We start from the raw sequence: 23,994 nt of genomic DNA on the forward strand, positions 1-23,994 counted from the left end.
AGTACCGGCCGCCGTGTCCAGTCATGGCGGCCGGGACTGTGGCAGGACTGCGGAATGAATGTGGTCCGCAGTCAGCCGGCCGCGGGCTGCAGCACCCCTGCGGCGGCCAGCCTGGCCGCGAATGCCGGCGCGGCGGCGTCGAGCTTTGACACCGCGAGCAGGCGTGCCTGCTCAGGATCGGAGCCCAGCACCGTGGGGGCGAAGCGGACATGGGTGGCATCCTGAATGCCCACGAAGTCCAGCCAGTCGGCGAAGAAGGTGCTGCTGAAGTCCCGGCCGAACGCCGGAGGAACGCCGGGCGCGTAGACCCCGCTGGTGTGGATGGCCACGGCCTGCCTGCCCGTCATGAGCCCGGTGTAGCCGGCCTGGGGATCGAAGCCGAAGCTCCAGCCTGGCTGGGTAACCACGTCGATCCACTGCTTGAGAACGTAGGGGATGCCGGAATTCCACATGGGGATGTTGAAGACATACGCGTCCGCGGCTGCGAACTGGTCGAACACCGCCCGGGCCGCGTCCCAGGCGCGCGTCTGCTCGCTGGTTTGCTGCTGCCCGCTGAAGATGGCCATCTTGGCGCCGGCGGCCGTGGTGCCAAACTCCGGGAGCGCACCGGAATCGAACAGATTCAGGGTCTCTACGTCGACGTCGCTGCCGGAGGACTCCCGGACGGAGTCGATGAACGTGCGGGCGAGCTTCAGCGAGCTGCTGTGGGAACCGCGGGGAGACGCATTGATATGGAGGAGGGTGGGCATGGGTGTCCTTTCGAAAGTGCCGGGATTGCTTAACTGATCTTCGCGGGCAGGCGGTGCCTTCGTAAGAAGGCACTTTGAAGTGCCTCTGGCACCTGAACGTGCCTTGCAGCGGGTCCGCAGCTAATCTGGTGCTTCATGCCGGAACACGATGGGGGACGTAGAGATGAGCCTCACGGCCGAACAGAAGCACCTGCAGCATCGGGCCACGTATAACGCCGCGCTGGAGCATTGCCCCGCCCGGCAACTCCTGGAGACCATCAGCAGCAAGTGGGTCACCCTGGTCCTGTTGGAACTCGCCGAAGGCCCGCGCCGGCATAGCGAACTGCGGCGCAGGGTTGCGGGGGCCAGCCAGAAGATGCTGACCTCCACGCTTCGTTCGCTGGAACGGGACGGCCTGGTGCTGCGCCACGTAACAGCCTCGGTCCCGGTCCGCACCGACTATGAACTGAGCCCGCTGGGCCGCTCGCTCCTTGGCGTGGTGTATGGGCTCAAGGACTGGGCCGAAGCTTCCATGCCCGCGGTGGAACTAGCCCGCCTCGAGCACGACCACGTGGCTGGCGAAACCCCCGGGCTACCTGAGGCCGCCCCCGGCAAGATCGAAACGAAACGGAACAATTTCTCCCACATTTGATCGTGAAGGCCTTGACCGACCTTCTCATGCCCTGATAAACCTTAGGGGCGGAAAGCGCTTTCTTTCCACTCCGAAACCTCCAGGGAAATCCGGGATTACTCGTTCGGCGTCGGAATGAAACGTTACAAAAACGACCGTGCGGCAGACTCAGCTGCCGCCAGCATCAAAGGAGATGTTCTTTGGCATACCCCGCGAAATATTCCCTACCCACGAGACCCAAAAAGATACGGAAAACGGCGCCCTTGGCTGCCGCAGCAACCCTGGCCGCAGCTGCCCTGGCCCTCACCGGTGTACCGCTGGCTCAGGCGGCCCCCACCCTCCCGCCCCTGCCTGAACAGTCCGGGCTGAACGTGCAGAAGCGTCAGGTCGAAAGCCTGGACCGCGCCCCCGTAGCGGTCCTCACGGACCAAGGCGTCACCCTCAGCTGGCGGATGCTGGGCCTGGATCCTGACAGCATCGGCTTCCATGTAATCCGCGACGGCGTCCAGCTCACCGCGGACCCGGTCCGCAACAGCACCACCTACGTCGACCCCGCCGGAACGGCAACCTCGAAGTACGTCATCCGGGCGGTGGGAAACGGAGACGGACTGGATCAGGTCGTGACGGGGGAGTTCAGCCCGCTCGCCCAGAACTACCTCGCTATCAAGCTGGACAAGCCGGCGGACGGCGTCACGCCCGCCGGGGCGGCCTACACCTACACCGCCAACGATGCCACCGTGGCTGACCTGGACGGCGACGGCGCCTATGAGATCGTCCAGCTCTGGAACCCATCCAACGCCAAGGACAACTCGCAGTCCGGCTACACCGGCAACGTTTACGTGGATGCCTACAAGATGGACGGCACCAAGCTCTGGCGCATCGATCTCGGCCGAAACATCCGTGCCGGGGCGCACTACACGCAGTTGCTGGCCTACGACTTTGACGGCGACGGCAAAGCTGAAGTCTCCCTGAAGACCGCCGACGGCACTCGCGACGGCGCCGGAACGGTCATCGGCGATCCGGCCGCGGATTACCGCAACAGCGCCGGTTACGTGCTCTCCGGCCCCGAGTTCCTGACCGTTTTCAAGGGCGAAACCGGCACCATCATGGACACCGTCGCCTACGATCCGCCGCGCGGCAACGTATCGGCTTGGGGGGACGGCTACGGCAACCGGGTGGACCGGTTCCTTGCAGGCGTGGCTTACCTCGACGGCGAACACCCCTCCATGATGTTCAGCCGTGGCTACTACACGCGCACGGTCCTGGTTACCTACGACCTGGTGGACGGCAAGCTGAAGCAGCGCTGGAAGTTCGATTCCGACGTCGCCGGCGCCGAGTACAAGGGTCAGGGCAACCACAACCTGTCCGTGGCCGACGTTGACCAGGATGGGAAGGACGAATTCGTCTTCGGTTCCATGACCATCGACGACAACGGCGCGCCCCTCTACAACACCAAGCTGGGCCACGGCGACGCCATCCACACGTCAGATCTGGACCCGTCGCGGCCCGGACTGGAAACCTTCGCAGTGCACGAGAGCATGAGCCAGAGCGGCAACCGCGGAGCCACCTTCCGCGACGCCGCCACCGGCGAAGTCCTCTGGAGTATCCCGGCCATCAGGGACACGGGGCGTGGAGCCGCCGGCGACATTGATCCGCGGTACGCCGGGGCCGAAGGCTGGGCCGTGGGCGGCGACGCCTCCTGGAACTCCCCGCGGGGGCAGCTGATGTCCGCCAAGGGCGTGCTGATCGCGGAGAAAATCCCGGCCGCGAACTTCCTGGCCTGGTGGGACGGTGACCTACTGCGCGAGATCGTGGACCATGACTTCGATGCCACTGCCGGCGTCGGCGTGCCCACCATCTCCAAGTGGAACTGGGAAACCGAATCCAGCGACCGGCTGTTGACGGCCACCGGCGCCCGCAGCAACAACCACACCAAGGGCAACCCGTCGCTGCAGGCAGACCTGCTGGGTGACTGGCGCGAGGAACTGGCCTTCCCGTCGTCGGACAGCACTGAACTGCGGATCTACACCACTACGGCTCCCACCGAAGTCCGTCTCCGCACGCTGATGCACGACCCGGTGTACCGTACGGCAGTGGCCCGTGAGAACGTGGCCTACAACCAGCCGCCGCCCCCGGGTTTCTTCATCGGCGAAGGCATGAAAACCCCGGCGATGCCCGCCGTCACCTATGTAGGGGGCAGCGAGTAGCAGCCGTCAGCCCAAAAGCACCGCCCGCCTTCCTTGGGAAACGGGCGGTGCTTTTGCGCTTGGAACGCCCGACGGCGTGTGGCGGCTCGGGCAGGCAGGTTCAGAGCGATCCAAGGTTGGGATTGGGCGGGAGGAAGCGGTCGTCGCGGTCATGCCGGTGCTTCCGTTCCGAGGAGCTGTAGTTCTCGCCCTCGGCCGTTTCGTCCGACTCGCCCTCAAGATCCACCAGTCCGTTGGTCTGGTCGAACGGGTGCGCGAACCTGTTGAATTCGGGCCCTGCCGGACGCGTCCCGCCTTCCACGGTTCCTGTCGCGGGGATGGATTTCCGCCACGCACCGGTGGCATGGCCCTCGTGTTCGATGAACTCCTTGAACTTTTTCAGGTCATGCTCCGCCTGCCGGGCCACCACGTGAAGCAGGTCGCCCACCTTTTCCACCATGCCCTCGGGCTGGTATTCCAAAGTGAGTGTCAGCTGGGTCTTGTTCCCGCCGGCATCCTGGAACTCCACGGAGCCTGAGTTGGTGGCACCTTCCGTGGACGCCCAGGCCACCCTGTGGTCCGGGATCTGTTCGATGATCCTGGCTTCCCACTGCCTGCGGACTCCGGCGATGTGCGCAACCCATCTCAGCCTGTCATCGCTGAGTTGGGTCACACTTTCCACACCGCCCATAAAATGGGGGAAGTCCTCAAACTGGGTCCACTGCTTGTATGCAGTGCCCACCGGTACCTCGACAACAATCCGTTTCTCCACTTTCGTGCCCACAACGTCTCCTTCGACTGGAACCGAATCTGATGAAGGTCCCGGGGGTCATCAGTAGGCTTAACATAGCGCCGTTGGAAGCCGTGAACCAGAGCCACGGATTGCCCCGCGGAGGCGCCCGTCAGTGCTGTCCGAGGCCTCCTCCTACGGGCGGAAGTCCGCCCGGGCGGTTGTCCTCTTCGCGACGTTCGCCTTCGCTGTACCGCTCACCTTCGGCTGTTTCGTCGGACTCGCCCTCGGTGTCCACCAGGCCGTTGGTTTGGTCGAACGCATGCCCGCTCCTGTCGTCCCCGAGATCGGCGAGCGAACCCGAGGAGGCGTCTGCCGCCGTCGTGCCCGCCGCGGGTGAGACGGGTGGCATCGGTTCTGCCGGGATGGGTGTCACGGTGACTGGCTCTGCCGGAACGGCGTCTGGTGCGGTGACGTCGCGGGCCTCGTGAGCGTCCTTGTTCGTGCCCGCGCTCATGGCTGCAGCTGCGCCTGCGGCCGCCGCAACCCCTGCCGCTGCTGCCATTTTGCCGGAGAATCCTGCCTTGCCTGAATCGCCGCGGGAGGCCGCTGCGTCCTCCACGCCCGGGGTGCCCACAGCAGCGCCTTCGCCCACCGACCCCCGCCAGGCGCCGGATGCGTAGCCCTCGTCCTCGATGAATTCCTTGAACCTCTTCAGGTCGGCTTCGGCCTGGCGGTCAACCACGTGGAGCTTGTCGCCCACTTTTTCAACGAAACCTTCGGGGTCGTATTCCAGGGTCAGCCGCAGGGATGTTTGGCCGCCGCCGACGTCTTCGAATTCCACGGCGCCGGCGTTTGTGGCTCCTTCGGTGGCTGCCCAGGCAACCCTGCGGTCAGGGATCTGCTCCAGGATCTTTGCGGTCCACTGGCGCCGGACGCCCGCGATCTCGGCCACCCACTCCAGCCGGTCATCACTGAGCTGCTTAACGCTCTTGACGCCGCCCATGAAGTGGGGAAATTCCTCGAACTGCGTCCACTGGTTGTAGGCCGTGCTGACCGGTACATTCACCAGAATGCGCTTTTCCACTTTCGTGCTCACAACGTCTCCTTCGATTGGAACCGGAGCTGATGAAAGAACAAAAAATTCATCAGCATGCTTACCATACCTTCCGGCGGAGCTCACGGCCAGACCCCAACTAGGTAGCAGCAGATGTCGTTATGAGGCGCCAAAACGACATCTGCTGCCACCTAGTTGGGTTGGGACGACGGCGGGGGGCTGGGTTGGGGACGGCGGGAAGTTGGGCGGAAGTACGACGGCGGGAGGCTGGGTTTGGTGCGCGGCCGGGTTGCTCAGCGGGGCAGGTGGTCCCCGATCAGTGCCAGGTTCTGGATCACTGCCAGGCCGAACTGGGAGGCGTCGTTGGTGGAGACCGTCGGTGCTTCGTCCACCGGGAGCAGCACATACGGCGGCGCGATGGTCCGAAGGGTAAAGGCGTTCTCGTGGTTGAGATGCTCGCCGCCTTCGGCGAAGCTCGCCCACGCCCGGGCCGCCAGATCCGGATCACGGAGCCGGGCGGCTGCGTAGGCGCTGAGCCTGCTGTGGGCCTGCGTCAGGTAGATTCCGGGCAAAGGCTGCCCCACGGCGTCGATCTGTTCCTCCTCGGTGGCCAGGAACAGCCGGCAGTACTGCAGCCATGCCCGCTCGAAGGCCTCGTCCGGGACCAGGTCCACCAGTTCGCTGCAGATTTCCACCAGCCCGAACACCGCTGAAAGGTGGGAGACCTGGATCCTTTCCCGGCCGGCGTCGAACCTTCCCTGATCCAGGTCGTAGAGGGCCTCGCCCGTGAGGAATCCGTACTTCAGGGCGCCGATATCCGCCATGGTGCCCAGCAGCCGGTCGCGGGAGCGGGGGTTCCCGGTGCGCTCCCAGTCGGTGAGCCACGTGGCCGCCAGGGAACCCCAATCCGTGCCCAACCCCACGCCCAGGGCATTCCGGTCCGGCCGGTAGGTGTCGGCGTCGGGCCTGACTTTGCGGACCGGGTCCAACCCCAGGAAGTTCTGGTCGCTGTCCACCAGTTCGGATAACAGGTCCCCGGTCCGTTCGTCCGCCGTCAGGTAGTAGTAGAACCGGCGGTAGGCGGGCGTGCTGATGCGCAGCTGCTTGGCGCTGCAGCCCCAGTGCTGGACATTGTGGCGGGAGCCAAGGCCCTTCCACGGGCCGAGGTGGTAGACGTCCACCTCGCCGGTGTGCCGGGTCATGGCCTCGGCGAAGCGGAAGACCTCTGCCCGGCCAGAACGCAGGTACGAATACCAGAGCCACAGGTCCGGGGAGAGCTCCGAGTTGTCCCAGGCATAGCCGCCGACGTCGTACCGCCACACGTGCCGGTCGAAGTCGTAGGTGTGCATGACGTCCCCGTAGTTCCAGAAGCCGTACCAGCGGCGCTGCTCCACCTGGCCGGCGTAGAAGTCGAAGAGGAAGTCCAGCCTGTCCTCAAGCTCGGCCCGCGCCGGAGTGCTGCGGTCCACCGGGGCCCAATCACCGAAGACCCGCGCTGAGTGGAGGTATTCCGGGGTGGCCTGGAGCAGCGCAGGCACGGAGGCGGCCCGTGCATCGGCGGCGAGGCTTTCCGTGGCTGGCGTGGAGCCGTAGGCGAACAGAGTTAACTCATGTGTGCGGGCAATGCCGTTGGGGTTGCCGAAGCCGGGTTCATAGTCCTCGTACGTAATTTCCAGGCCTTCGAGCTGTTCCTCGAAGGTGTCCTGGCCCAGGCCGTCGTGATAGAAACGCAGGTCCATCGGCTGGGCCTCCGGGGAGTACAGCCAGGCCGTCAGCGACGCGCCGGCCGTGGCGGCGTTCCGGATGTCCAGCTGTCCCGGGTGCGACTGCCAGAAGTCACGGATCCCCACGCCCAGTCCGCCTCGCGTATCGCTCAGGGAGCAGAAGCCCGCCGCCCTGGTTCCGCCGGAAATGCCTACCCAAGCATGGCCCGCAGCGGTGCGTTTGCGCAGCTCGAAGCCGTCGGCACTTAGCTGGCTGAGCGTGAAGTCGTTCCAGGCGGGAATGAGGTGCAGCCTGCCCGAGACCTCCTCGTTCCATTCGGCCAGGGGAGGGGTGGGGCGGCCCGCCAGCTGCGCCCGGCGTACGTCCTCGCCGGGATCGCGACGGAGGCCGGTCAGCCCGCGCACGGCTTCGGACAGGAAGCCGCCGTCCGCGCCGGCGATCCGGATGTGCCGGTCATGGAGTTCGCTCTGGAGCGGCACGGTAAAGCGCACGCCGAGCCCGGCGAGGAAGTCCTGCTCGGCGTCGCCGTCCCAGATGAACGAGTGGACCATCCGAACGCTCCGCGCCCCCGCGTAAAAGTAGAACCGAACCACGAACGGCAGCCAGTCCCGTTTGTCGCTCGTGGGCGAGTCCGGCCGGTGCATACCTTCAAGCCGCACCACTGCGCGGACGGGGCCGCTTTGTTCAAGCACGACGGCGGTGACCTCGCCGGTGAATCCCTCCCGGCTGAATGAGCCGGCGCCGTCCGCGATGCCGTCCTGGAGCAGGCTGACCAGGCGTCCGTCGGAAGCCACTGTGGTTCCGCCGCGGGAGAGTGAGCTGAACAGGGTGGAACCGCTGCGATTGATGACCATTTCCAGTGTGCCTGTGGACACCGTGATGCTGTCATTGCGCTCCGCGATGGTGACCCCCGGTGAGGTGCCCGCGGCCGGTGCGGTGCCGACGTCGTGCGTCACTTCGTACTCCCGGGACGGGGAATCCGTGGCCGGCAGGGCAATGCCCGCCCACTTGAGTGAGCCATCAGGCCACGTGGCCAGCGGCCAGGCCTGACTGGCTACCGGCTGCCCGAAGGAGTCCCGGACCGCCACAGCATCGGCGCTGGCCACCGTTCCGCGGGCGAACGGCATGCCCCACGTGGTTCCGCCGCTGAGTTCCAGGGGTGCTTCGCCGTCGATCCACCCGACAGTGGTGTTTACAGTCATCATGTCCAATTCCGCTGGGAAGCCGCTCCTGGCACGCGCCTCGATGCGACGCGGGAAAGCGGTTTCTTGTATCGATTCAACCTAACTGGAATGAACGCGGTACCGCAAGACCCACTCAGGAGTTGGTCGGGTGATTAAGGCTTGGCCTCAGGTTCGATGTCCGCGCCCTCGGCGGGTTCCTGGGAATGCATCCGGAGGTCGGTGGGATCCGCCAGTTCGTCCCCTTCGGCCGGTGCTTCGCTGTGGATGCGCTGTGCCGATCCCAATTTATCGTTCATGACCGCTGCTCCTGTGCTCCCGGTTGCTGCTGTGGATCCCCTCTTAAAGATCATTCAGCGCCTGCCCGGACGGGGTGTCAAGGACCTTCCCGAGGCTCTGGCCGCCGGGGGTCTTCTGTGCTGGACTGGGGGACGCATTGTGCTTTAAGTCCATGCTTGACCAACCACAGCACCGTCGGCCAGCCGGTCCCCGCCGGCTGTTAGGAAGGATGTTTGTTATGGCAACTCACAAGATCGGCTACTTCGTCGGCAGCCTGGCACGCGGCTCCATCAACCGCACCCTCGCCAAGGCCTTGATCAGCCTGGCCCCGGCCGACCTCGAGTTCACTGAAATCCCGATTAAGGACCTGCCGCTCTACAGCTACGATTACGACGCCGATTTCCCGCCGGCCGGCCGGGCCCTGAAGGAAGCGGTGGAGGCCTCTGACGGCATCCTGTTTGTGTCCCCCGAGTACAACCGTTCCATCCCCGGTGCCCTGAAGAACGCCATCGACTGGGGATCCCGACCGTGGGGGACCAACTCGTTCGCACGCAAGCCCACCGGGATCATCGGCGCCTCGCCCGGGAGCATCGGAACGGCGGTCATGCAGTCCTCCATGCGCAGCGTACTGAGCTTCCTTGACGCTCCCCAGCTCAACGCCCCGGAGGCCTACGTCAAGTTCAACCCGGCGGCATTCGGGGAGGAGGGCGAAGTCAAGGATGAAGCCACGGCCAAGTTCCTGCGCCACTACATGGAGGAGTACTGCGCGTTCGTCCAGCGGGTCACGGCGGCCAACGCGCCAGGCCACATCGGCGATCTCGAACCCGACGCCGAGAAGCTGTCGCGCTAGAGGTACGGAGGCCCGCCGCCCCCAAAGTGCGGCGGGCTTCCGTCCTAGTCCAGTGGAAGGGTAACGGTCACGCAGGTGCCGCGGCCGGGGCTGGAGTAGATGTCCACGGAGCCGCCGGCCTCATGGACGGCCACGGACATCAGCCTGAGGCCGTAGCCGTGGTGCCGGCCGCTCACGGCGAGCTGGCAGTCAAAGCCCGCACCGTCGTCGGACACCACCAGGCGGATGCCGTGGTCCACGGCCGCGAGCTGGACCGTGAGCTGGGAAGCATCCGAGTATTTGAACGCGTTGCTTAGCGCTTCGCGGGCCGACTGGTAAAGCAGGGACGCGCAGTCCGCCGGGATCTCGATGCCCCAGTGCGGAGTATCCCAGCGGACTGCTGTCCCTTGCTGACGGAGGGGCACGGTAAGCCGGTCGATGCAGCCGGCAAGCCCCAAGGTGTGGAAGTCGACCGGATGCTGGTCTGTGATCACGCCTCCCACGGCGATGACCTCATCCAGAGCTGATTCGTTCCCCATGACTCTTCCTGCTTCCCCGCAGATGGTGGTCTGATGCTTATAGCGTGGACCGCCAACTGCAGGGGATCCGAAGGGATGCCTCAAGATCGGCTCAAATTTCGTAGAAGATTCGGGTGCCTTCGCGAGCCCTGGCGGCGCCGCCGGCCATCTCTTGTTTCGGATCGAGGGAAATGCACGACGGCGGCGCGCACCTCAGTGCGCTCTGCGGTCCCTCAGCCTCCTCAGGCTGCGGCCACTGTGCGTTGAGACGGTCTTTACCAAAGCTTGTGCCTTCGTTGTCAGTTCCCTGCCGATGGATTGAGTTGCCGCTGGAATGCTCGAAGGAAATAAGAATTCGAACTTTTCTGTGGGGACAATTTACTAAATGCGCAGTGCGTCACAATTTCATACATTCATTCACGCATCCGCCCGGGATTTTTTGGCTGCAGTTACAGCGGCCACCGGGCCGGTGTTCCTGTGATTACGGTCCTCATCCCGGCGCACAATGAGGCAGCCGGCATCGGTGAAACCCTGAAATCCCTCACATCGCAGAGCCGCCGCCCGGACAGGGTGATTGTGGTGGCAGACAATTGCACCGATGCCACCGAGGAAATTGCCCGTGCACGGGGCGCCGAAGTCCTCCGCACCGAGGGGAATTCCGACAAAAAAGCCGGCGCACTGAACTTCGCCCTCAGTGGACTCCTGCCCGCTGCCGAGGCCGAGGATATGATCCTCATCCAGGACGCCGATTCCCAGCTGTCCCACGACTTCATCGAGCGGGCAGTAGCCCACCTAAAGCGCGATTCCCGGCTTGGCGCCGTCGGCGGTGTCTTCCGGGGCGGGCACGGAGGAGGGTTCGTAGGGCACCTGCAGCGCAACGAATACGCACGCTACGCCCGCGACGTGAAACGCCTCAAGGGCAAGTGCCTGGTGGTCACCGGCACCGCGGCCCTGTTCCGGGCCAGGACGCTGCGCGATGTCATCACGGCCAGGCTGGACGGGTCGCTGCCGCCGGGCAATGGCCACGGCGGGGTATATGACACCTCGGTCCTCACCGAGGACAACGAGCTGTCGTTTGCGCTGCTGAGCCTGCGGTACCGCATCAAATCACCGGCGGACTGCACGCTCGTGACCGAGGTAATGCCCACGTGGCGCGAACTGTGGGCGCAGCGGCTCCGATGGAAGCGCGGCGCGGTGGAGAACTGCGTGCAGTACGGCTGGACCCGGGTCACGCGCCCGTACTGGGGCCGGCAGGTCCTGGCCATGGTGGGTGTCCTGGTGACGCTGGCCTACTTCGGCACGGTGGCGTTTGCACTGGGCACGGGGGCCGGGCTGGTCATTCAGCCCTTCTGGCTGGCCGTGACCGGTGTCTTCGTGATCGAACGTGTGGTCACGGTGCGGCTGCGGGGATGGAAATACATGCTCGCCGCCGCAACCATGTACGAGCTGGTGATCGACCTGTTCTTGCAGGTGGTCCATGCGAAGGCGTACCTGGATTCAGCCTTCAACAGAAAGAAAGCCTGGTAACAGATTATGTATGACAACCCAGCAGCTTCCGCCGCAGCCGGAATTGGTTCCGGAACCCTCGCCATGACCGGTGCGGGTGACGTGTTCTGGCTGGCCCTGGCTGCCTTTGCGCTCCTGGCGTTGGGGCTGGCGGTCAAGCGCATCATTCCGGTCCGGGGCGACAAGTCCTAGGCAGTTCCGTTTCAGTAGCTGACGAAAAAACACAAGTGTGGGGCGTCCGGTAATCCGGACGCCCCACACTTGTACTGGGGAAGAACGGGTCAGGTGACCACGCTCAGGACGTTGGAGCATCCGGCGGAGTCGCACACCTTGTAGGTTGTGGTACTGCCGCCCTTGAACTTGTGGACGTAGCTGCCCGTGTTGGGCACGGACTTCTGGACGCCGTTAATCCACAGCATGACGCTGGTGCCCGTGGTTCCGGTCCACTTCAAGGTGGTGGTGTTCACGCCGTTCGCTTTAGTGGTGGTGGCGGACAGTTTGATGGCCGACGGCGGCGGCGGAGGCGGTGTGGTGGCTGCGGGGACGAACGAGAAGTTCCGGATCACCACTGACTCCGGCTTCACATGGGCGGGATCCCCGCCACCGCCGCCCGTGACCCACAGGTTGAAATGGACCTGCTCCTTGGCCGGCACGGGAACCGTGGTGCCCTGCAGGACGGTGCGCTTGAGGAGGGCGCCGGCGAAGCCCTCGCCTGCGTAGGTTTCGAAGGTCAGCTTGCCGGGCTCCCACACCATGCGGTGCGTGGTCACGGGGCTGGCGGTGACATCAAAGGTCACCGTGTTGTTGCCCTGGCCTGGAGGCTTCGTGGCGTCGAACCAGTATCCGTGGCCTTGGCTGACCGGCCATGATTCGCCATAGGCGGCGCCGCCGCCCCAGGCCGATGCCTCGCAGAGGTCGATCTCGTTGTAGCCCGGCTCTGCGAGAGGATCGTAGGTGAAGAGGCAGCCCCAGACCACTTCCTTTTGCAGGACGCTGAGGTTCTTCTCCACGGTGGTGCTGTAGGTTCCGTAACCGAACCCCTGCCGGGTGGACTGGAATTCAGCGCCCACCGGAGCCTCGCCCGTCGGGTTGGTCAGCTTCAGCGTGACGTACCCGTTTGCGTCGGGGTTGCTGACGTTGGCGGCGTCAAAGGCCTTGTTGTACTGCGGCGCCCCGCCCCAGAACCGCTTTTCCCAGTTGAAGCCCTGCCAGGAAAAACCTCCGGCCGGGCCTGGGTCCGGTGGCGTGGTTTCGGCAGCTTGGGCGGATGGCATGCACGCCAGCATAGCCAGGGCCGACGCTGCCAGTAGGGCCAGCGGCCTCAAGTGGCGGGTTGATCGTGAGACAGGTAACCGAAAAGGTGCCATGCAGTGCCCCTTACATCGTGCTCCCCAGCGAGCAGCTTTGCGCCCCCATTGAGCACAGGATGATCATCAGTCACATGAGTCACATAGCGCAATAGCCTAAATGCGATTAATTTGAGCGGACCAAACCCTCAAGAAATACGCAATATTGAGCAATTCTCAAGAAAGACGCAATAATCTAACAATTTGAAATATGCTTCGAAAACGGTGTGTAGGCTCACTCCATAGAACTTCCTCTTCCGAGCCCTGAAAAACCAATCCGCGTGGTTTATGTCTGCGAATAGAACATGAAATAGCTTGGATGGTGGGCTAGCGGGCGCAGGTAGTCAAGACTTATTTGGGGGCATGCATGGTGGAGCGGGGCGTTGCTGTTGTTGTTGAAGACGACGACGACATCAGGACATCTCTGAAGGAGGTTCTCCTGCAGTCCGGTTTTTCCGTTTTTGAAACTTCCTCCGGCCTGGAAGGCGTGGCAGCCGTGCGGGAACATGACCCCGTCATTGTCACCATGGACGTTGGGCTGCCGGATTTTGACGGAATCGAGGCCTCGCGCCGGATTCGGACCTTCAGCGACGCCTACCTCATCATCGTGACCGGGAGGGTGGAAGAAGCGGATGCGCTGATGGGCTTCGAGGCCGGCGCGGACGACTACCTCACCAAGCCGTTCCGTCCGCGGGAACTGCGTGCCAGGATCGCTGCGATGCTTAGGCGTCCGCGGGCCATAATGTCCGCCTCCGGGGAACGGATGCCGGTGTCCCGGCCCCGCGCGGGCCAGCAGGCGGCGGCACCTGCTGTTGCTGCCGCCGTCGTACCTCTGCCCCCGCACGCAGCGTCCGCCGTGCTGTGCGATTTTGAGCATAAGGGCCTGACACTTCACGAAGGATCCCGTTCCGCCGCCATCCACGGCGTACCGCTGGACCTGACCCGCACCCAGTTCGACCTTCTCCTGGTGCTGATGGAGAACGGCCGGGTGGTGCAGACCAAGGCAGACCTGGTCCGCAGGCTGCGGAACGAGCCGTATAACACCGGCTCGTTCGTCACGGCCGGCGAGGAACGCGCCGTCGAGGTCCACCTGGGAAACCTGCGCAAGCGCCTGGGCGACAGCTCAAGGGCACCGCTGTGGATCGAAACGGTGCGCGGTGTGGGCTACCGGCTGGCGCCGTAGCGGCAGCGGGTGGGGCAATGGCTGCGGCCGGGGCGTTGGCTGCCCGGCAGTACCACTACGCCCTTTCCCAGGAATACTGGATCCACACTTGATACCCCTGGGACCGCTCGAACAGGCAGCGCGGATAGTGCCCGTCCGCTGCCAGCCAAAGCATTTGGCCATCGTCAGTGACTGCATCCACCCTGCCCGCCCGAACCGTAGTGTTCCAGTACCTGATCTCCACGGTACGGCCCAGGACGGGAACCCAGTCGTGCTGCAGATGAAGTGCCATAATTTTGCTCCGGGCCTAACAGGCTTCGAAGTCCGTTAGGACTTTGAGCTTGCCAGCAGAAGCTGATGTGGGGTCGAAGGTGTAGCCAATCCACTCCCGGACCAGCCTCCGGGCTAGTTCCACGCCAACCACGCGCTGGCCCATGGTGAGGACCTGGCAGTTGTTGGATAGCACGGAGCGTTCCACGGAGAAGGAGTCGTGCGCTGTGGCGGCGCGGATGCCCTCCACCTTGTTGGCGGCCAGTGCCACTCCGATCCCGGTGCCGCAGAAAAGGATGGCCCTGTCTGCCCGGCCGTCCCGGATCAGCTCGCCTGCCGCGATGCCCACATAGGGATAGGGCTTGGTGAAGTCCTCAGGGGAGTCGGAGGCGTTGACGCCGATGTCGAGGACTTCGCTGACGCGCGGATCGGCGCGCAGATCCTCCGCGATACGGTCTTTGTAACCAACGCCGGCTTCGTCCGCTCCCACGATGACGCGCAGCCCCATGGGTTGTCCTTCCATTTTCATGCCCTTGCTCCGACCGGTTGCTTAGCGGAGGTGGCAGCGGCACTGGCGGCCTGGTCACCTGTGAGGTACGGACCTATCACGGTGAAGATCATGGCCAGGGAGGTGGCGCCGGGATCGGCGGTGCCCACGCTCTTCTCCGCAAGGGGCCTGGCACGCCCCTTCAGCGGCCGCAAGAAAGCTGTTCCCTCGGCCGCCTCAACTGCCTTCCGGGCCGCAGCGGTCCAGGCGTCCGGCGCTGGAGCGCCTTCCGCTATGAGCGTCCGCAGGGTCTCGGCGAAAGGCAGCAGGGCATCCACCATGGTCTTGTCACCCAGGTCCGCCTTACCAAGGTCCGTGATCCGCGCCGCGAACGCGGTAACCGCCGCCGCCAGCCTGTCGGCGTCAGGTGAACTGTGGTTTCCCAGGGTTTCACCAAAGGCCCGCAGCCCGGCGCCCCACAGGATGCCCGACGTGCCGCCGGCCCTGTCTGCCCACGCATCTCCGGCGGCGACCAGGACCGAGCCGGCGCCTGCCCCCTTGGCAGCTGCGGACGCACCCGCGTCCGCTGCGGCATCAACGCCGCGCACCATTCCACGTCCGTGGTCACCGTCTCCGGCCACCGCATCCAAGGCGCCGAGCTCCGCCTCCGCGGCATGCAGCCAACTGCGGGCGGCTTCGAGCGCGGAGACGCAGCCCACCGCGAAAGCGCGGGAGTCGCCGTCGGACTCGAACAGAACGTCTTCAGCGCCGCCATCGAACGTTTCAGCACTAAATTCGGTGGTAGCCGAAGCTGCGCTGCCGCGGCGGTAGGCAGGAGTTTCCGCGGGGGCCGTCCAGAGCGCTTCGAGCTCATCGTCCAGCCACGTGACCGTGAGCGAAACGCCGGACATGTCCAGGCTGGTGACCAGTTCGCCGACCTCAGGCATCACCAGCGTGTAGCCGGCTTCGCGCAGCAGCGGGGCCACCGTGAGCCAGAGGACAAACAGCTCCTCATGTTTGGTGGAACCAAGGCCGTTGAGCAAGACCGCGATCCGGTTGCCGGCGTCCGCTGGCGCCTCGGCCAGCACTCGTGCCACGAGTTCCTGGCCGAGGTCCTTCGCGGGTGGCAAGTCGGTGTCGAACAGCCCGGGTTCCCCGTGGATGCCCAGCCCGAGGCCCATCTGCCCATCCTTCAGCGTGAAGAGTGGGGCGTCTGCGCCCGGGAACGTGCAGCCGCCAAAGGCGCTCCCCATGGTGCGCGTCCTGCCGTTGGCCTTGCGCCCCAAACGCACGACCTCGGCCAGGCTGGCTCCCGCCTCCGCCGCGGCTCCCATGATCTTGAAGACCGTGAAATCTCCGGCGATGCCGCGACGCTTCGCCGATTCGGTGGATGGTGCGCTGGCGATGTCGTCGGTGACCAGCACGTTCTCAACCTGGATGCCTTCCGCAGCAAGGCGCTCGCTGGCCATGCCGAAGTTCATGACGTCCCCGGCATAGTTGCCGTACGTGAACACCACCCCCGCCCCGGAGTCCGCGGCTTTGGCCACGGAATACGCCTGCTGTGCGGACGGCGAGGTAAAGATGTTACCCACCACGGCGCCGTCGGCGAAGCCGCTTCCGATAAGGCCGGCAAACGCGGGGTAGTGGCCGGAGCCGCCTCCGGCAAGCACAGCCACTTTGGGCTGCGCCGGACGACGACGGCGGACAGCGCCGCCGGGTACCTGGCGCACGTACTCCGCATGGAGGTCGCAGAACCCGGCAAGGGCCTCTTCGGCGAATTCTGAGGGGTCGTTGAAAATCCTGGTCATCGTTGGCTCTCTGGCTGGTCTGGACTGGCTCGTCGGTCTGGACTGGCGGGCCGGGACGGCGCTTAGTGGATGTGGCTGCCGCCGTTGATGTCGATGGTGGTGCCGGTCAGGTAGGCGGAGTCTTCGGAGGACAGGAAAGTGATGACGGCGGCGATTTCCTCGGTGGTGGCGTTGCGGCCCAGCGGGATGCCGGCGTTGATGGCTGCTTCCTGCTCCTCGGTGCTGCCCACGCGGATGTTGGTGTCCACGGCGCCCGGGGTGATGGCGTTGACCGTGACGCCGGTGGAACCGATTTCGCGGGCCAGTGCCTTGGTGAAGCCGAGAATGGCTGCCTTGGCTGCGGAGTAGGGGACCTTGCCGAACACGCCGCCGCCGCGCTGGGCGGAGACGGAGGACATGTTCACGATGCGGCCCCAGCCGTTCTCGATCATGTCCGGCAGGAAGGCCTTGGTGACGAGGTAGGTGCCGGTGGCGTTCACGGCCATGACCTTGTTCCAGAGGTCCAGGGTGGTTTCCAGGAACGGCACAGGGGAAGTGATGCCCGCGATGTTGGCGAGGGCGCCGACGGCCGGAAGGGTCCCGGCGGTGATTTCGGCTTTCACGGCCTGATAGGCGGTGTTGACGGAGTCTTCGTTGGCGACGTCGATTTCGTAGCCGAAGGCCGGAACGTTGAACTCGTTGCCGATTTCTGCTGCGACCTTTGCGGACTTTTCGCCGTCGAGGTCCAGGACCACCACAGCCCAGCCCTGGGCGGCGTAGCGGCGGGCGGTGGTGATGCCGATGCCGCGCTCGGAGGTGGCTCCGGTGAGGACGGCGGTGCGCTGGATGGTGTTGCTCATGATGCTCCTTGGTTGCTTCTTTGCGGGGTTTTGTGTCTGCTGATGGAATCGAGTGCTCCGTAAGCGCCGTTTTGGGGGTCCAAAAGGGCGTCTACGGAGCAGTCGACGGTTAGAGAAGGTCGGTGAAATAGCTGGCGGCCTTGGCTGTGGCCGCGGGGCGTTCGTCGTGGGTGATGTCCCTTGTTTCCAGTTCGAGCGAGAAATGGCCGGCGTAGCCGCTCGCCGCGAGGGCATTGACGCCGGCTGCGAAGTCGGCGTCCCCGTTACCGATGCTGAGGTTGATGTTTCCGGGCACCGCATCGCGAAGGTGGACGTGGGAGATGAGCCCCTGGTGCCGGCGGATGTATTCCAGGGGGTCTTCCCCGGCAGCCACGATGTGGCTAAAGTCCATGACAATCCCGACGCCGGTACCCGCCAGTCGCTGTGCCAGCAGTTCCGCGCGCTCAAGGTTCCAGCAGAGCCGCAGGAAGTGCAGGGACTCGGTCCACAGTTCGACGCCGAACTCCGCCGCGCGCTGTCCGGCCCAGGCGAGTTGGGCGGCCACCAGGTCCAGGTCCTCGTCCAGGCCGCGGACGGGGTGGTGACTGAGCGCTCCGCATGGCAGGACCAGGGCCTTCGCGCCGGTGTTGGCCGTGAGGGTGAGCAACGCCTCCAGGTGACGTTCACGGGCGTCACGGGCACCGGCGTCGAGCACTGCGTTGAGGTCTCCGATGTCCCCGTTGACGGAGCGGACCAGCAGTCCTGAGGCCGCAACTTCGCCTGTAACGGCCTCGACGGCCGCCATATCCAGCTCATAGGGAACGTGGTTGCAGACGCCCGGGAGCGCACCGAGATCGATCTCGTGGAAGCCCAGGTCGCTGATGGTGCGTAGCGCCGTGGGCAGGTCCTGGTGCCGGAAGCTGATGGACGAACAGCCAATCCTGGGGTTGAACATCGTTGTTGATCCTCTGATGAGCGGTGGTGACATGAATCACTGTAGTGTGGGACAGTGTTAACAGTCAACCTCCAACATTGACTGTTGACATCGGGAATGATGCAGGTCACACTGGGCGTATCATGTGTTAACAGTCGACAGTGCCGGGGCGTTGACGCTCCGCTCGCTCTTCGAAAGGGATCCACTCCATGAGCAATGAAGCTCTGAAAATGCGCGGCCACGTCCACGGGACGAAAGACGCCAAGCGCGTCGCCATCGGCTCCGGTGTTGGTGCCGTCATTGAGACGTACGACTTCATCGGCTTCGGTACCGCCGCGGCCCTGTATTTCGGCACGGCGTTCTTCCCCACAGGTGACCCGGTCACCGGAACCCTGGCTGCGTTCGCCACCCTGGGCGTTGGCTTCGCGGCCCGCCCGATCGGCGGCATTATCGGCGGGCACTTGGGCGACAAGGTAGGCCGCAAACCCGTTCTGGTGGCCTCATTGATCCTCATGGGCGTGGCCACGTTCCTGATCGGCCTGCTCCCTACCTATGAGCAGGTGGGCCTCCTCGCGCCGGCACTCCTGGTCTTCGTCCGCGTTGTCCAGGGCCTGGCGTTCGGCGCCGAGTGGGGCGGCGCCATCCTGATGAGCTACGAACACGCACCGTGGAAGTCCAAGGGCAAGTACACCGGCATCGTCCAGGCCGGTTTCCCCGTCGGACTGCTCCTGGCGAACCTCGTCTTCCTGGTGAGCGTGAACCTCGGCGGCGAGCTTGCCTGGCGCGTCCCGTTCCTCGCGAGCATCGTGCTGGTCGCAGTTGGCCTGATCATCCGCTCCAAGGTTCCGGAATCCCCGGTTTTCGACGAGGTCAAGGACAGCGGCTCCATCGTAAAGAACCCCATCATGGAAGTCATCAAGACCGACTGGCGCAGCATCGTCCGCGGCATCGGCCTGCGCATCGCCGAGACCGCCGGCTACGCGGTGTCCATCACCTACATGATTTCCTACCTGCACACCCAGCAGCTCGCGGACAAGACCCAGACGCTCGTAGCCCTGTGCATCGCTTCCTTCATCGGCATCTTCGCCACCATGGCCTGGGCCCGGCTCACGGACAGGATCGGCCGCCGGCCGCTGTACGTCTGGTCCACCGCCTTCGCAGCGCTGTTCGGCATCCCCATGTTCCTGCTGGTCAATACCGGACTGTTCATCTTCGTCATCGCCACGATCGTGATCTCCTACGCCGTGTGCCAGAACTCCCTCGCCGGTGCCCAGGGCCCATGGTTCCCTGAGCTGTTCCAGGCCAAGACCCGCTCCTCCGGCGCCTCCCTGGCCTACCAGATCTCCGCCATGGTCTCCGGTTTCACGCCCTTCGTCACCACGCTCCTGTTTGTCACTCTGGGCTGGATGGGCCCCGCGCTCCTCTTCAGCTTCTACGCCGCCGTCGGCCTCTGGGCCGCCCTCGTCACCCGCGAAACCTGGGGCAAGCGCGAGCGCCAGCTCGCGGATGAGGCCACCAAAAGCACCCCGCAGTCGGTGAACGTCTAAATGACCACCACTCACGAAAAACCCGTCACCGAAATGCAGGAAACCATGGGAACCAACCCCACAGAACGTGTCGCGGCCACCGCGGCAGCCGCCTACCGGATCCGGCACCACGCGCTGGACATGGGCGAGGTCCAGGGCCAGGGCTACGTGGGCCAGGCCCTCGGTGCAGCCGACATGCTGGCCACCGTCTATGCCGACCAGCTCCGTTTCCGGGCAGCCGAGCCGGAGTGGGAGGGCCGGGACCGGTTCCTGCTCTCCACCGGGCATTACGCCATCGGCCTGTATGCCGCATTGGCTGAGGCCGGCATCATTCCGGTACAGGAACTGGAGACGTACGGCTCGGACGATTCCCGGCTGCCGATGTCCGGGATGTCCACCTATACCCCGGGCATGGAAATCTCCGGTGGGTCGTTGGGACACGGCCTCACCGTTGCAGTGGGCATGGCCCTGGGCCTGAGGTACCAGGGCTCCGGGGCCAGGATCTACAACTTCCTCTCTGACGGTGAACTGGACGAAGGCTCCACCTGGGAGGCGGCGATGGGCGCCTACCACCACCAGTTGGGAAACCTCACCGCCATGGTGGACATCAACGCACTGCAGGCGGACGGGAAAACGGACACAGTGCTGCGCACCGAGCCGGTCACCGAAAAGTGGGAATCGTTTGGCTGGTACACCCAGCGGGTAGACGGGAACGACGTCGGCGCGCTGCTCACAGCGTTCGACAATGCAGCTGCCCAGGCCGCCGCCGTCGGACGCCCTTCCGTGATCCTGTGCGATACCAAGGTGGGCCGCGGCGTCCCGTTGCTCGAGGAGCGGGAAAAGGCGCACTTCATGCGCATCGAAGAACACGAATGGCAGACCTGCCGCGAGCAGTTGACCGCCGGATACGAAGGAAAGGACGCCCGATGAGTACCCTTACAGCTTCGACAGGAACAGCCGCACCCAAGCTGAAAACCTCGGCCATGATCGCGTCCTTCGCGGACCCGGGCCAGAAGACGGCGTCCGCTCCGTTCGGACACGCCTTGGTCAAGGCCGCGCAGGAAAACGACAAGATCGTTGGGCTCACCGCGGACCTGGGCAAGTACACGGACATGCACATCTTCGCCCAGGCCTTCCCCGAGCGGTTCTTCCAGATGGGCATGGCAGAGCAGTTGCTGTTCGGTGCCGCTGCGGGCATGGCAGAGACCGGGCTGGTGCCATTCGCGTCCACCTATTCTGTGTTCGCCGCCCGCCGGGCGTACGACTTCCTCTGCCTGGACGCCGCCGAGCCCAACCTCAACGTTAATATCGTGGGCGGCCTGCCGGGCCTGACCACCGGGTACGGCCCCAGCCACCAGGCCACCGAGGACATGGCGATTTTCCGCGGCATGCCCAACCTGACCATCGTGGACCCGTGCGATTCGATCGACATCGAGCAGGCCGTGCCTCAGCTCGCCGCCAGCGACGGGCCTACCTACCTGCGGCTCCTCCGCGGCAAAGTGCCCACCGTCCTGGACGAATACGGGTACACGTTTGAACTGGGCAAGGCCAAGGTCCTGCGCCCGGGCAACGATGTCGTCTTCATCTCCTCCGGCCTGATGACCATGCGGGCGCTCCAGGCAGCCAAGGCGCTGGAGGCACACAACGTGGATGTCGCCGTCGTGCATACCCCCACGATCAAGCCCTTCGACGCCGCAACTGTCCTGGCGGAGATCAACACGGACCGCCTCGCTGTCACGCTCGAAAACCACAGCATCATGGGTGGCCTGTTCGAGACCGTGGCATCCGCCGTGGTCACAGCCGGGCTCGGCAAACGCGTGGTGCCTGTGGCGTTGCCGGATGAATTCCTCGACGCCGGCGCCCTTCCCACCCTGCACGAACGCTACGGGCTCTCGGTCCAGAAGATTGTGGCGAAGGTGCTGGCCGAACTGGGCTGACGCACCTGCCGAAGCGCGGAGCAAGTCCAAGCTGCTCCGCGCTTCTGCCGTAGAATCGACTGTTAACACGCCACTGTAAACAGTCGACCCCTAACACTGAGGATCCTCCGATGACTGAACTAGCAGCATCCCTTCTGGGGCTCGAGAAGAAAAGCCTCCGCGAACAGGCGCTTGCCGCGCTGCGCACAGCCATCACCAGCGGCGAACTGGAACCCGGCAGGCACCTGGTGGAGACCGAACTCTCCGAGATGCTGCGGATCAGCCGCGGCACCCTGCGCGAGGCGCTCCGCCAGTTGGAACAGGAAGGACTCCTCTCAGCCGGGCCGCGGGGACGCCTCTCAGTCAGGCACCTGGATGAGAAGGAAATTCGCGACATCTACGCCGTCCGCGCCGCACTGGAATCGCTCGCCGCCCGAACCCTGTGCGAACTTCCCGACCGGCAGACCGTGATCACCGCCCTGCGCGCGGCAATCGACGCGATGAAGGCCGCCGAAAAGGAAAGCCTGCAGAGGCGGGTGGAATCAGACCTCGAATTCCACCGCACCCTCTGCCGGCTGACCGGGAATGAGACGTTGCTGCACACGTGGGAGTCGCTGGAAGGGTCCATCCGGATGTCCATCATGTTCGCTGGCCTGGAAAAGGGCGTCAGGAACATGAGCGTGGACCGCCACCATGACATCGTGGCTGCGATCGAAACCGGCGACGCCTCGCTGGCCCGCAAGACCATCCGTGAGCACATGGACACCGCCGCCAGCAACCTCGTGGCGTAGGTACCGGCCGGCGGTCAGCCCAGTTCGCCGGTCCCGGCCTCTTGAATGTTGTTTCCCAAGGCTGGCAACAGGACGAGTTTCGAGGCCACATCGACGTCGGGGCGGAGGTCGCGGTCCTGGCTGGAGGCCGGCAGCGTGAATCCGGTTTCGAGGGTTCTCCTGAGCCGTGGATTGCTGAACTCGGACGGTTCGCGTCCCTGCATGCGCAGGGCCCGCGCTGAACACACCAGTTCCACGGCCGTCATGGTCGTCAGCGCCTGGACGGTGGAGTCCAGCCGGGAGGTCGCCAAGCTGGCGAAGCTGGCGTCCTCCTCGGCGCCCAAGGACAGGACCACCGTCTGCAAGCTCGCGGGCTGGGCGTTGGCGCGCACAAGCCCCGCGGCGGCGGCCGCCACATATTCGAGCATCATGACGCCGGATTGGCCGGCATCGTCGGCCGCAAGGAACCTGTGGAGACCCGTGAACGAGGGGTCGCAGAGCAGGTCTATCCGGCGGAGGTTGGTTGCGCAGGCCGTCCCCAGGGCCAAATGCAGGGCGTCCACCCGCCTGGCAAGGGTTGTCATCTGGAAAAGGCCGTGATGGGCCACCCCGTTGCTCCCGTCCGCGTCGGAGCCGAAGACCAACGGATTCTCGTGGCCGGCAACCACAAGCTGGTCCAGGAGCAATTTAAGGGCGGCAAGCTCCTCCGAGACCGCCCCGAGGACTTGCGGCAACGTGCGCAGGGAGTACGGATCCTGGATCCGGGCGGGCACGCCGGTCCCAGCCACCAGCCCGTGAAGTGTCGTCGCCATATCCGCCACGGCAGGCGAATCGGACGCCCGGGCCACCTCGGGGCTGAACGCCTCCGGATTGCCCGACATCGCGGTGAAGGATAAAGCGCTCACAAGCGTGAGGTTCTCCAGCAGGACCGCAAGTTTCTGGTGGCCCAACACGGCCTGGGCGACGGTGAGCGCGCTGGAACTGATGAACGGCAGGGCATCCTCCGTTGCCCAGCCGTCGAGCGTTTCGGGGATGAGGCTGCCGCCCATGGTTGGCCGCTCGCCAAGGAGCGTCAGCGCCGTCCCGGCGAGGGCCGGCAGGTCGGCCGTGCCGATTCCGCCGAATTCCCGGACCTCCGGCAAGGCGTCTTGGTTCAACATCCCTACCAGCGCCTCGGCGATGGCCGGATTGATTCCGGAGGCACCTGCCGCCAGTTGGGAGAGCCTGATCACCAGCATCGCCCGCACGGTTTCGCGGTCGAGGCTCCGCCCGGCGTCCACGGCATGGCTGCGGAGGAGATTCAGTCCATGGGTGTCCGCTCCCGTGCCGGTTGCATCCAACGTGACGGAGCGGTTGGCGCCAACGCCAGTGGAGCGTCCGTAGACGGGCCGGGTCCGGGCGGTTGCCCGTGCCGACCTCTGGGATGCGGCCATCCGTTCAGCGGCCGACGGCGTCAGTGTCACCTTCATGCCCCCGGCCGCCACCTTGGCGATGTCTGCCAAAGCCAGTTCGCGGCCGTCGATTTCAATCATGGGCTGATTCTTTCAAAGTCGGGCTGCCCCAACTAGGTAGCAGTAGATGTCGTTT

At 64.9% G+C, this 23,994-nt stretch carries 23 protein-coding genes; 10 read left to right on the forward strand and 13 right to left on the reverse strand.

What is annotated here, in order from left to right; all coding sequences use genetic code 11:
- Positions 1–71: 71 nt before the first annotated feature.
- A complete protein-coding gene (locus ACFC25_RS18710; protein WP_376047935.1) occupies positions 72–749 on the reverse strand; it encodes an FMN-dependent NADH-azoreductase in 678 nt (225 codons plus the stop codon).
- A gap of 163 nt (positions 750–912) precedes the next feature.
- Between ACFC25_RS18710 and ACFC25_RS18715 the strand changes: the two genes are divergently transcribed.
- Both ACFC25_RS18715 and ACFC25_RS18720 read left to right on the forward strand, forming a co-directional pair.
- Complete coding sequence (locus tag ACFC25_RS18715; protein ID WP_376047937.1) at positions 913–1,380, forward strand: winged helix-turn-helix transcriptional regulator; 468 nt, start codon at positions 913–915, stop codon at positions 1,378–1,380.
- A 179-nt stretch (positions 1,381–1,559) separates the two neighbouring features.
- Positions 1,560–3,566 carry a rhamnogalacturonan lyase gene (locus ACFC25_RS18720; RefSeq protein WP_376047940.1) on the forward strand — a complete coding sequence of 669 codons (2,007 nt, stop codon included), beginning with the start codon at positions 1,560–1,562 and terminating at the stop codon, positions 3,564–3,566.
- A 100-nt stretch (positions 3,567–3,666) separates the two neighbouring features.
- Here the strand turns inward: ACFC25_RS18720 and ACFC25_RS18725 are convergent, their stop codons facing one another.
- From ACFC25_RS18725 to ACFC25_RS18740, 4 genes are all read right to left on the reverse strand, one after another.
- Complete coding sequence (locus ACFC25_RS18725; RefSeq protein WP_376047943.1) at positions 3,667–4,329, reverse strand: SRPBCC family protein; 663 nt, start codon at positions 4,327–4,329, stop codon at positions 3,667–3,669.
- Positions 4,330–4,447: 118 nt separating this feature from the next.
- The gene (locus tag ACFC25_RS18730; protein WP_376047946.1) at positions 4,448–5,374 is read right to left on the reverse strand and encodes an SRPBCC family protein; all 927 of its coding nucleotides are present in this window, start codon (positions 5,372–5,374) and stop codon (positions 4,448–4,450) included.
- 251 nt (positions 5,375–5,625) lie between these two features.
- Positions 5,626–8,262 (reverse strand): Tat pathway signal sequence domain protein, encoded by a 2,637-nt coding sequence (locus ACFC25_RS18735; RefSeq protein ID WP_376047949.1) that lies wholly within the window; start codon positions 8,260–8,262, stop codon positions 5,626–5,628.
- A 131-nt stretch (positions 8,263–8,393) separates the two neighbouring features.
- Entirely contained in the window at positions 8,394–8,537 is a 144-nt protein-coding gene (locus tag ACFC25_RS18740) for a hypothetical protein (RefSeq protein ID WP_337348954.1), read from the reverse strand.
- Positions 8,538–8,755: 218 nt separating this feature from the next.
- On the opposite strand from ACFC25_RS18740, the gene ACFC25_RS18745 reads away from it, so the two are divergent.
- Complete coding sequence (locus ACFC25_RS18745; RefSeq protein WP_337348955.1) at positions 8,756–9,367, forward strand: NADPH-dependent FMN reductase; 612 nt, start codon at positions 8,756–8,758, stop codon at positions 9,365–9,367.
- Between the two features lie 44 nt (positions 9,368–9,411).
- Here the strand turns inward: ACFC25_RS18745 and ACFC25_RS18750 are convergent, their stop codons facing one another.
- Entirely contained in the window at positions 9,412–9,885 is a 474-nt protein-coding gene (locus ACFC25_RS18750; RefSeq protein ID WP_337352565.1) for an ATP-binding protein, read from the reverse strand.
- Positions 9,886–10,341: 456 nt separating this feature from the next.
- Between ACFC25_RS18750 and ACFC25_RS18755 the strand changes: the two genes are divergently transcribed.
- Positions 10,342–11,391, forward strand: coding sequence for a glycosyltransferase family 2 protein (locus tag ACFC25_RS18755; RefSeq protein ID WP_337352566.1), 1,050 nt, complete (start codon positions 10,342–10,344; stop codon positions 11,389–11,391).
- Positions 11,392–11,397: 6 nt separating this feature from the next.
- Entirely contained in the window at positions 11,398–11,562 is a 165-nt protein-coding gene (locus ACFC25_RS18760; protein ID WP_376047953.1) for a hypothetical protein, read from the forward strand.
- 89 nt (positions 11,563–11,651) lie between these two features.
- Here ACFC25_RS18760 and ACFC25_RS18765 read toward each other — a convergent pair whose 3' ends face one another.
- Positions 11,652–12,644 (reverse strand): hypothetical protein, encoded by a 993-nt coding sequence (locus ACFC25_RS18765; protein WP_376047955.1) that lies wholly within the window; start codon positions 12,642–12,644, stop codon positions 11,652–11,654.
- A 439-nt stretch (positions 12,645–13,083) separates the two neighbouring features.
- On the opposite strand from ACFC25_RS18765, the gene ACFC25_RS18770 reads away from it, so the two are divergent.
- Positions 13,084–13,899 (forward strand): response regulator transcription factor, encoded by an 816-nt coding sequence (locus ACFC25_RS18770; protein ID WP_376047958.1) that lies wholly within the window; start codon positions 13,084–13,086, stop codon positions 13,897–13,899.
- A 55-nt stretch (positions 13,900–13,954) separates the two neighbouring features.
- Here the strand turns inward: ACFC25_RS18770 and ACFC25_RS18775 are convergent, their stop codons facing one another.
- The 5 genes from ACFC25_RS18775 to ACFC25_RS18795 all read right to left on the reverse strand — a co-directional run bounded on the left by ACFC25_RS18775 (position 13,955) and on the right by ACFC25_RS18795 (position 18,216).
- The gene (locus ACFC25_RS18775; RefSeq protein WP_376047960.1) at positions 13,955–14,170 is read right to left on the reverse strand and encodes a hypothetical protein; all 216 of its coding nucleotides are present in this window, start codon (positions 14,168–14,170) and stop codon (positions 13,955–13,957) included.
- A 15-nt stretch (positions 14,171–14,185) separates the two neighbouring features.
- Positions 14,186–14,677, reverse strand: coding sequence for an RpiB/LacA/LacB family sugar-phosphate isomerase (locus tag ACFC25_RS18780; protein WP_376047963.1), 492 nt, complete (start codon positions 14,675–14,677; stop codon positions 14,186–14,188).
- Positions 14,674–16,443: a dihydroxyacetone kinase family protein gene (locus tag ACFC25_RS18785; protein WP_376047965.1), complete on the reverse strand. Its 1,770-nt coding sequence runs from the start codon at positions 16,441–16,443 to the stop codon at positions 14,674–14,676. The genes ACFC25_RS18780 and ACFC25_RS18785 overlap by 4 nt, the downstream gene beginning before the upstream one ends.
- 62 nt (positions 16,444–16,505) lie before the next feature.
- Positions 16,506–17,282, reverse strand: coding sequence for an SDR family NAD(P)-dependent oxidoreductase (locus tag ACFC25_RS18790; protein ID WP_337352571.1), 777 nt, complete (start codon positions 17,280–17,282; stop codon positions 16,506–16,508).
- Positions 17,283–17,391: 109 nt separating this feature from the next.
- Complete coding sequence (locus ACFC25_RS18795; RefSeq protein ID WP_376047968.1) at positions 17,392–18,216, reverse strand: sugar phosphate isomerase/epimerase family protein; 825 nt, start codon at positions 18,214–18,216, stop codon at positions 17,392–17,394.
- Between the two features lie 188 nt (positions 18,217–18,404).
- On the opposite strand from ACFC25_RS18795, the gene ACFC25_RS18800 reads away from it, so the two are divergent.
- From ACFC25_RS18800 to ACFC25_RS18815, 4 genes are all read left to right on the forward strand, one after another.
- Positions 18,405–19,742, forward strand: coding sequence for an MFS transporter (locus ACFC25_RS18800; protein ID WP_337348965.1), 1,338 nt, complete (start codon positions 18,405–18,407; stop codon positions 19,740–19,742).
- Positions 19,743–19,775: 33 nt separating this feature from the next.
- Positions 19,776–20,651, forward strand: coding sequence for a transketolase (locus ACFC25_RS18805; protein WP_376048038.1), 876 nt, complete (start codon positions 19,776–19,778; stop codon positions 20,649–20,651).
- On the forward strand, positions 20,648–21,658 hold the full coding sequence (locus ACFC25_RS18810; protein ID WP_376047971.1) for a transketolase family protein: 1,011 nt from the start codon (positions 20,648–20,650) through the stop codon (positions 21,656–21,658). The genes ACFC25_RS18805 and ACFC25_RS18810 overlap by 4 nt, the downstream gene beginning before the upstream one ends.
- A gap of 110 nt (positions 21,659–21,768) precedes the next feature.
- The gene (locus ACFC25_RS18815; protein WP_376047974.1) at positions 21,769–22,428 is read left to right on the forward strand and encodes a GntR family transcriptional regulator; all 660 of its coding nucleotides are present in this window, start codon (positions 21,769–21,771) and stop codon (positions 22,426–22,428) included.
- Positions 22,429–22,442: 14 nt separating this feature from the next.
- On the opposite strand, the gene ACFC25_RS18820 is transcribed toward ACFC25_RS18815, so the two are convergent.
- On the reverse strand, positions 22,443–23,939 hold the full coding sequence (locus tag ACFC25_RS18820) for an aromatic amino acid lyase (protein WP_376047977.1): 1,497 nt from the start codon (positions 23,937–23,939) through the stop codon (positions 22,443–22,445).
- Between the last annotated feature and the right edge of the window lie 55 nt (positions 23,940–23,994).

It is taken from the genome of Pseudarthrobacter sp. NPDC055928 (assembly GCF_042270935.1).
Classification (GTDB): domain Bacteria; phylum Actinomycetota; class Actinomycetes; order Actinomycetales; family Micrococcaceae; genus Arthrobacter.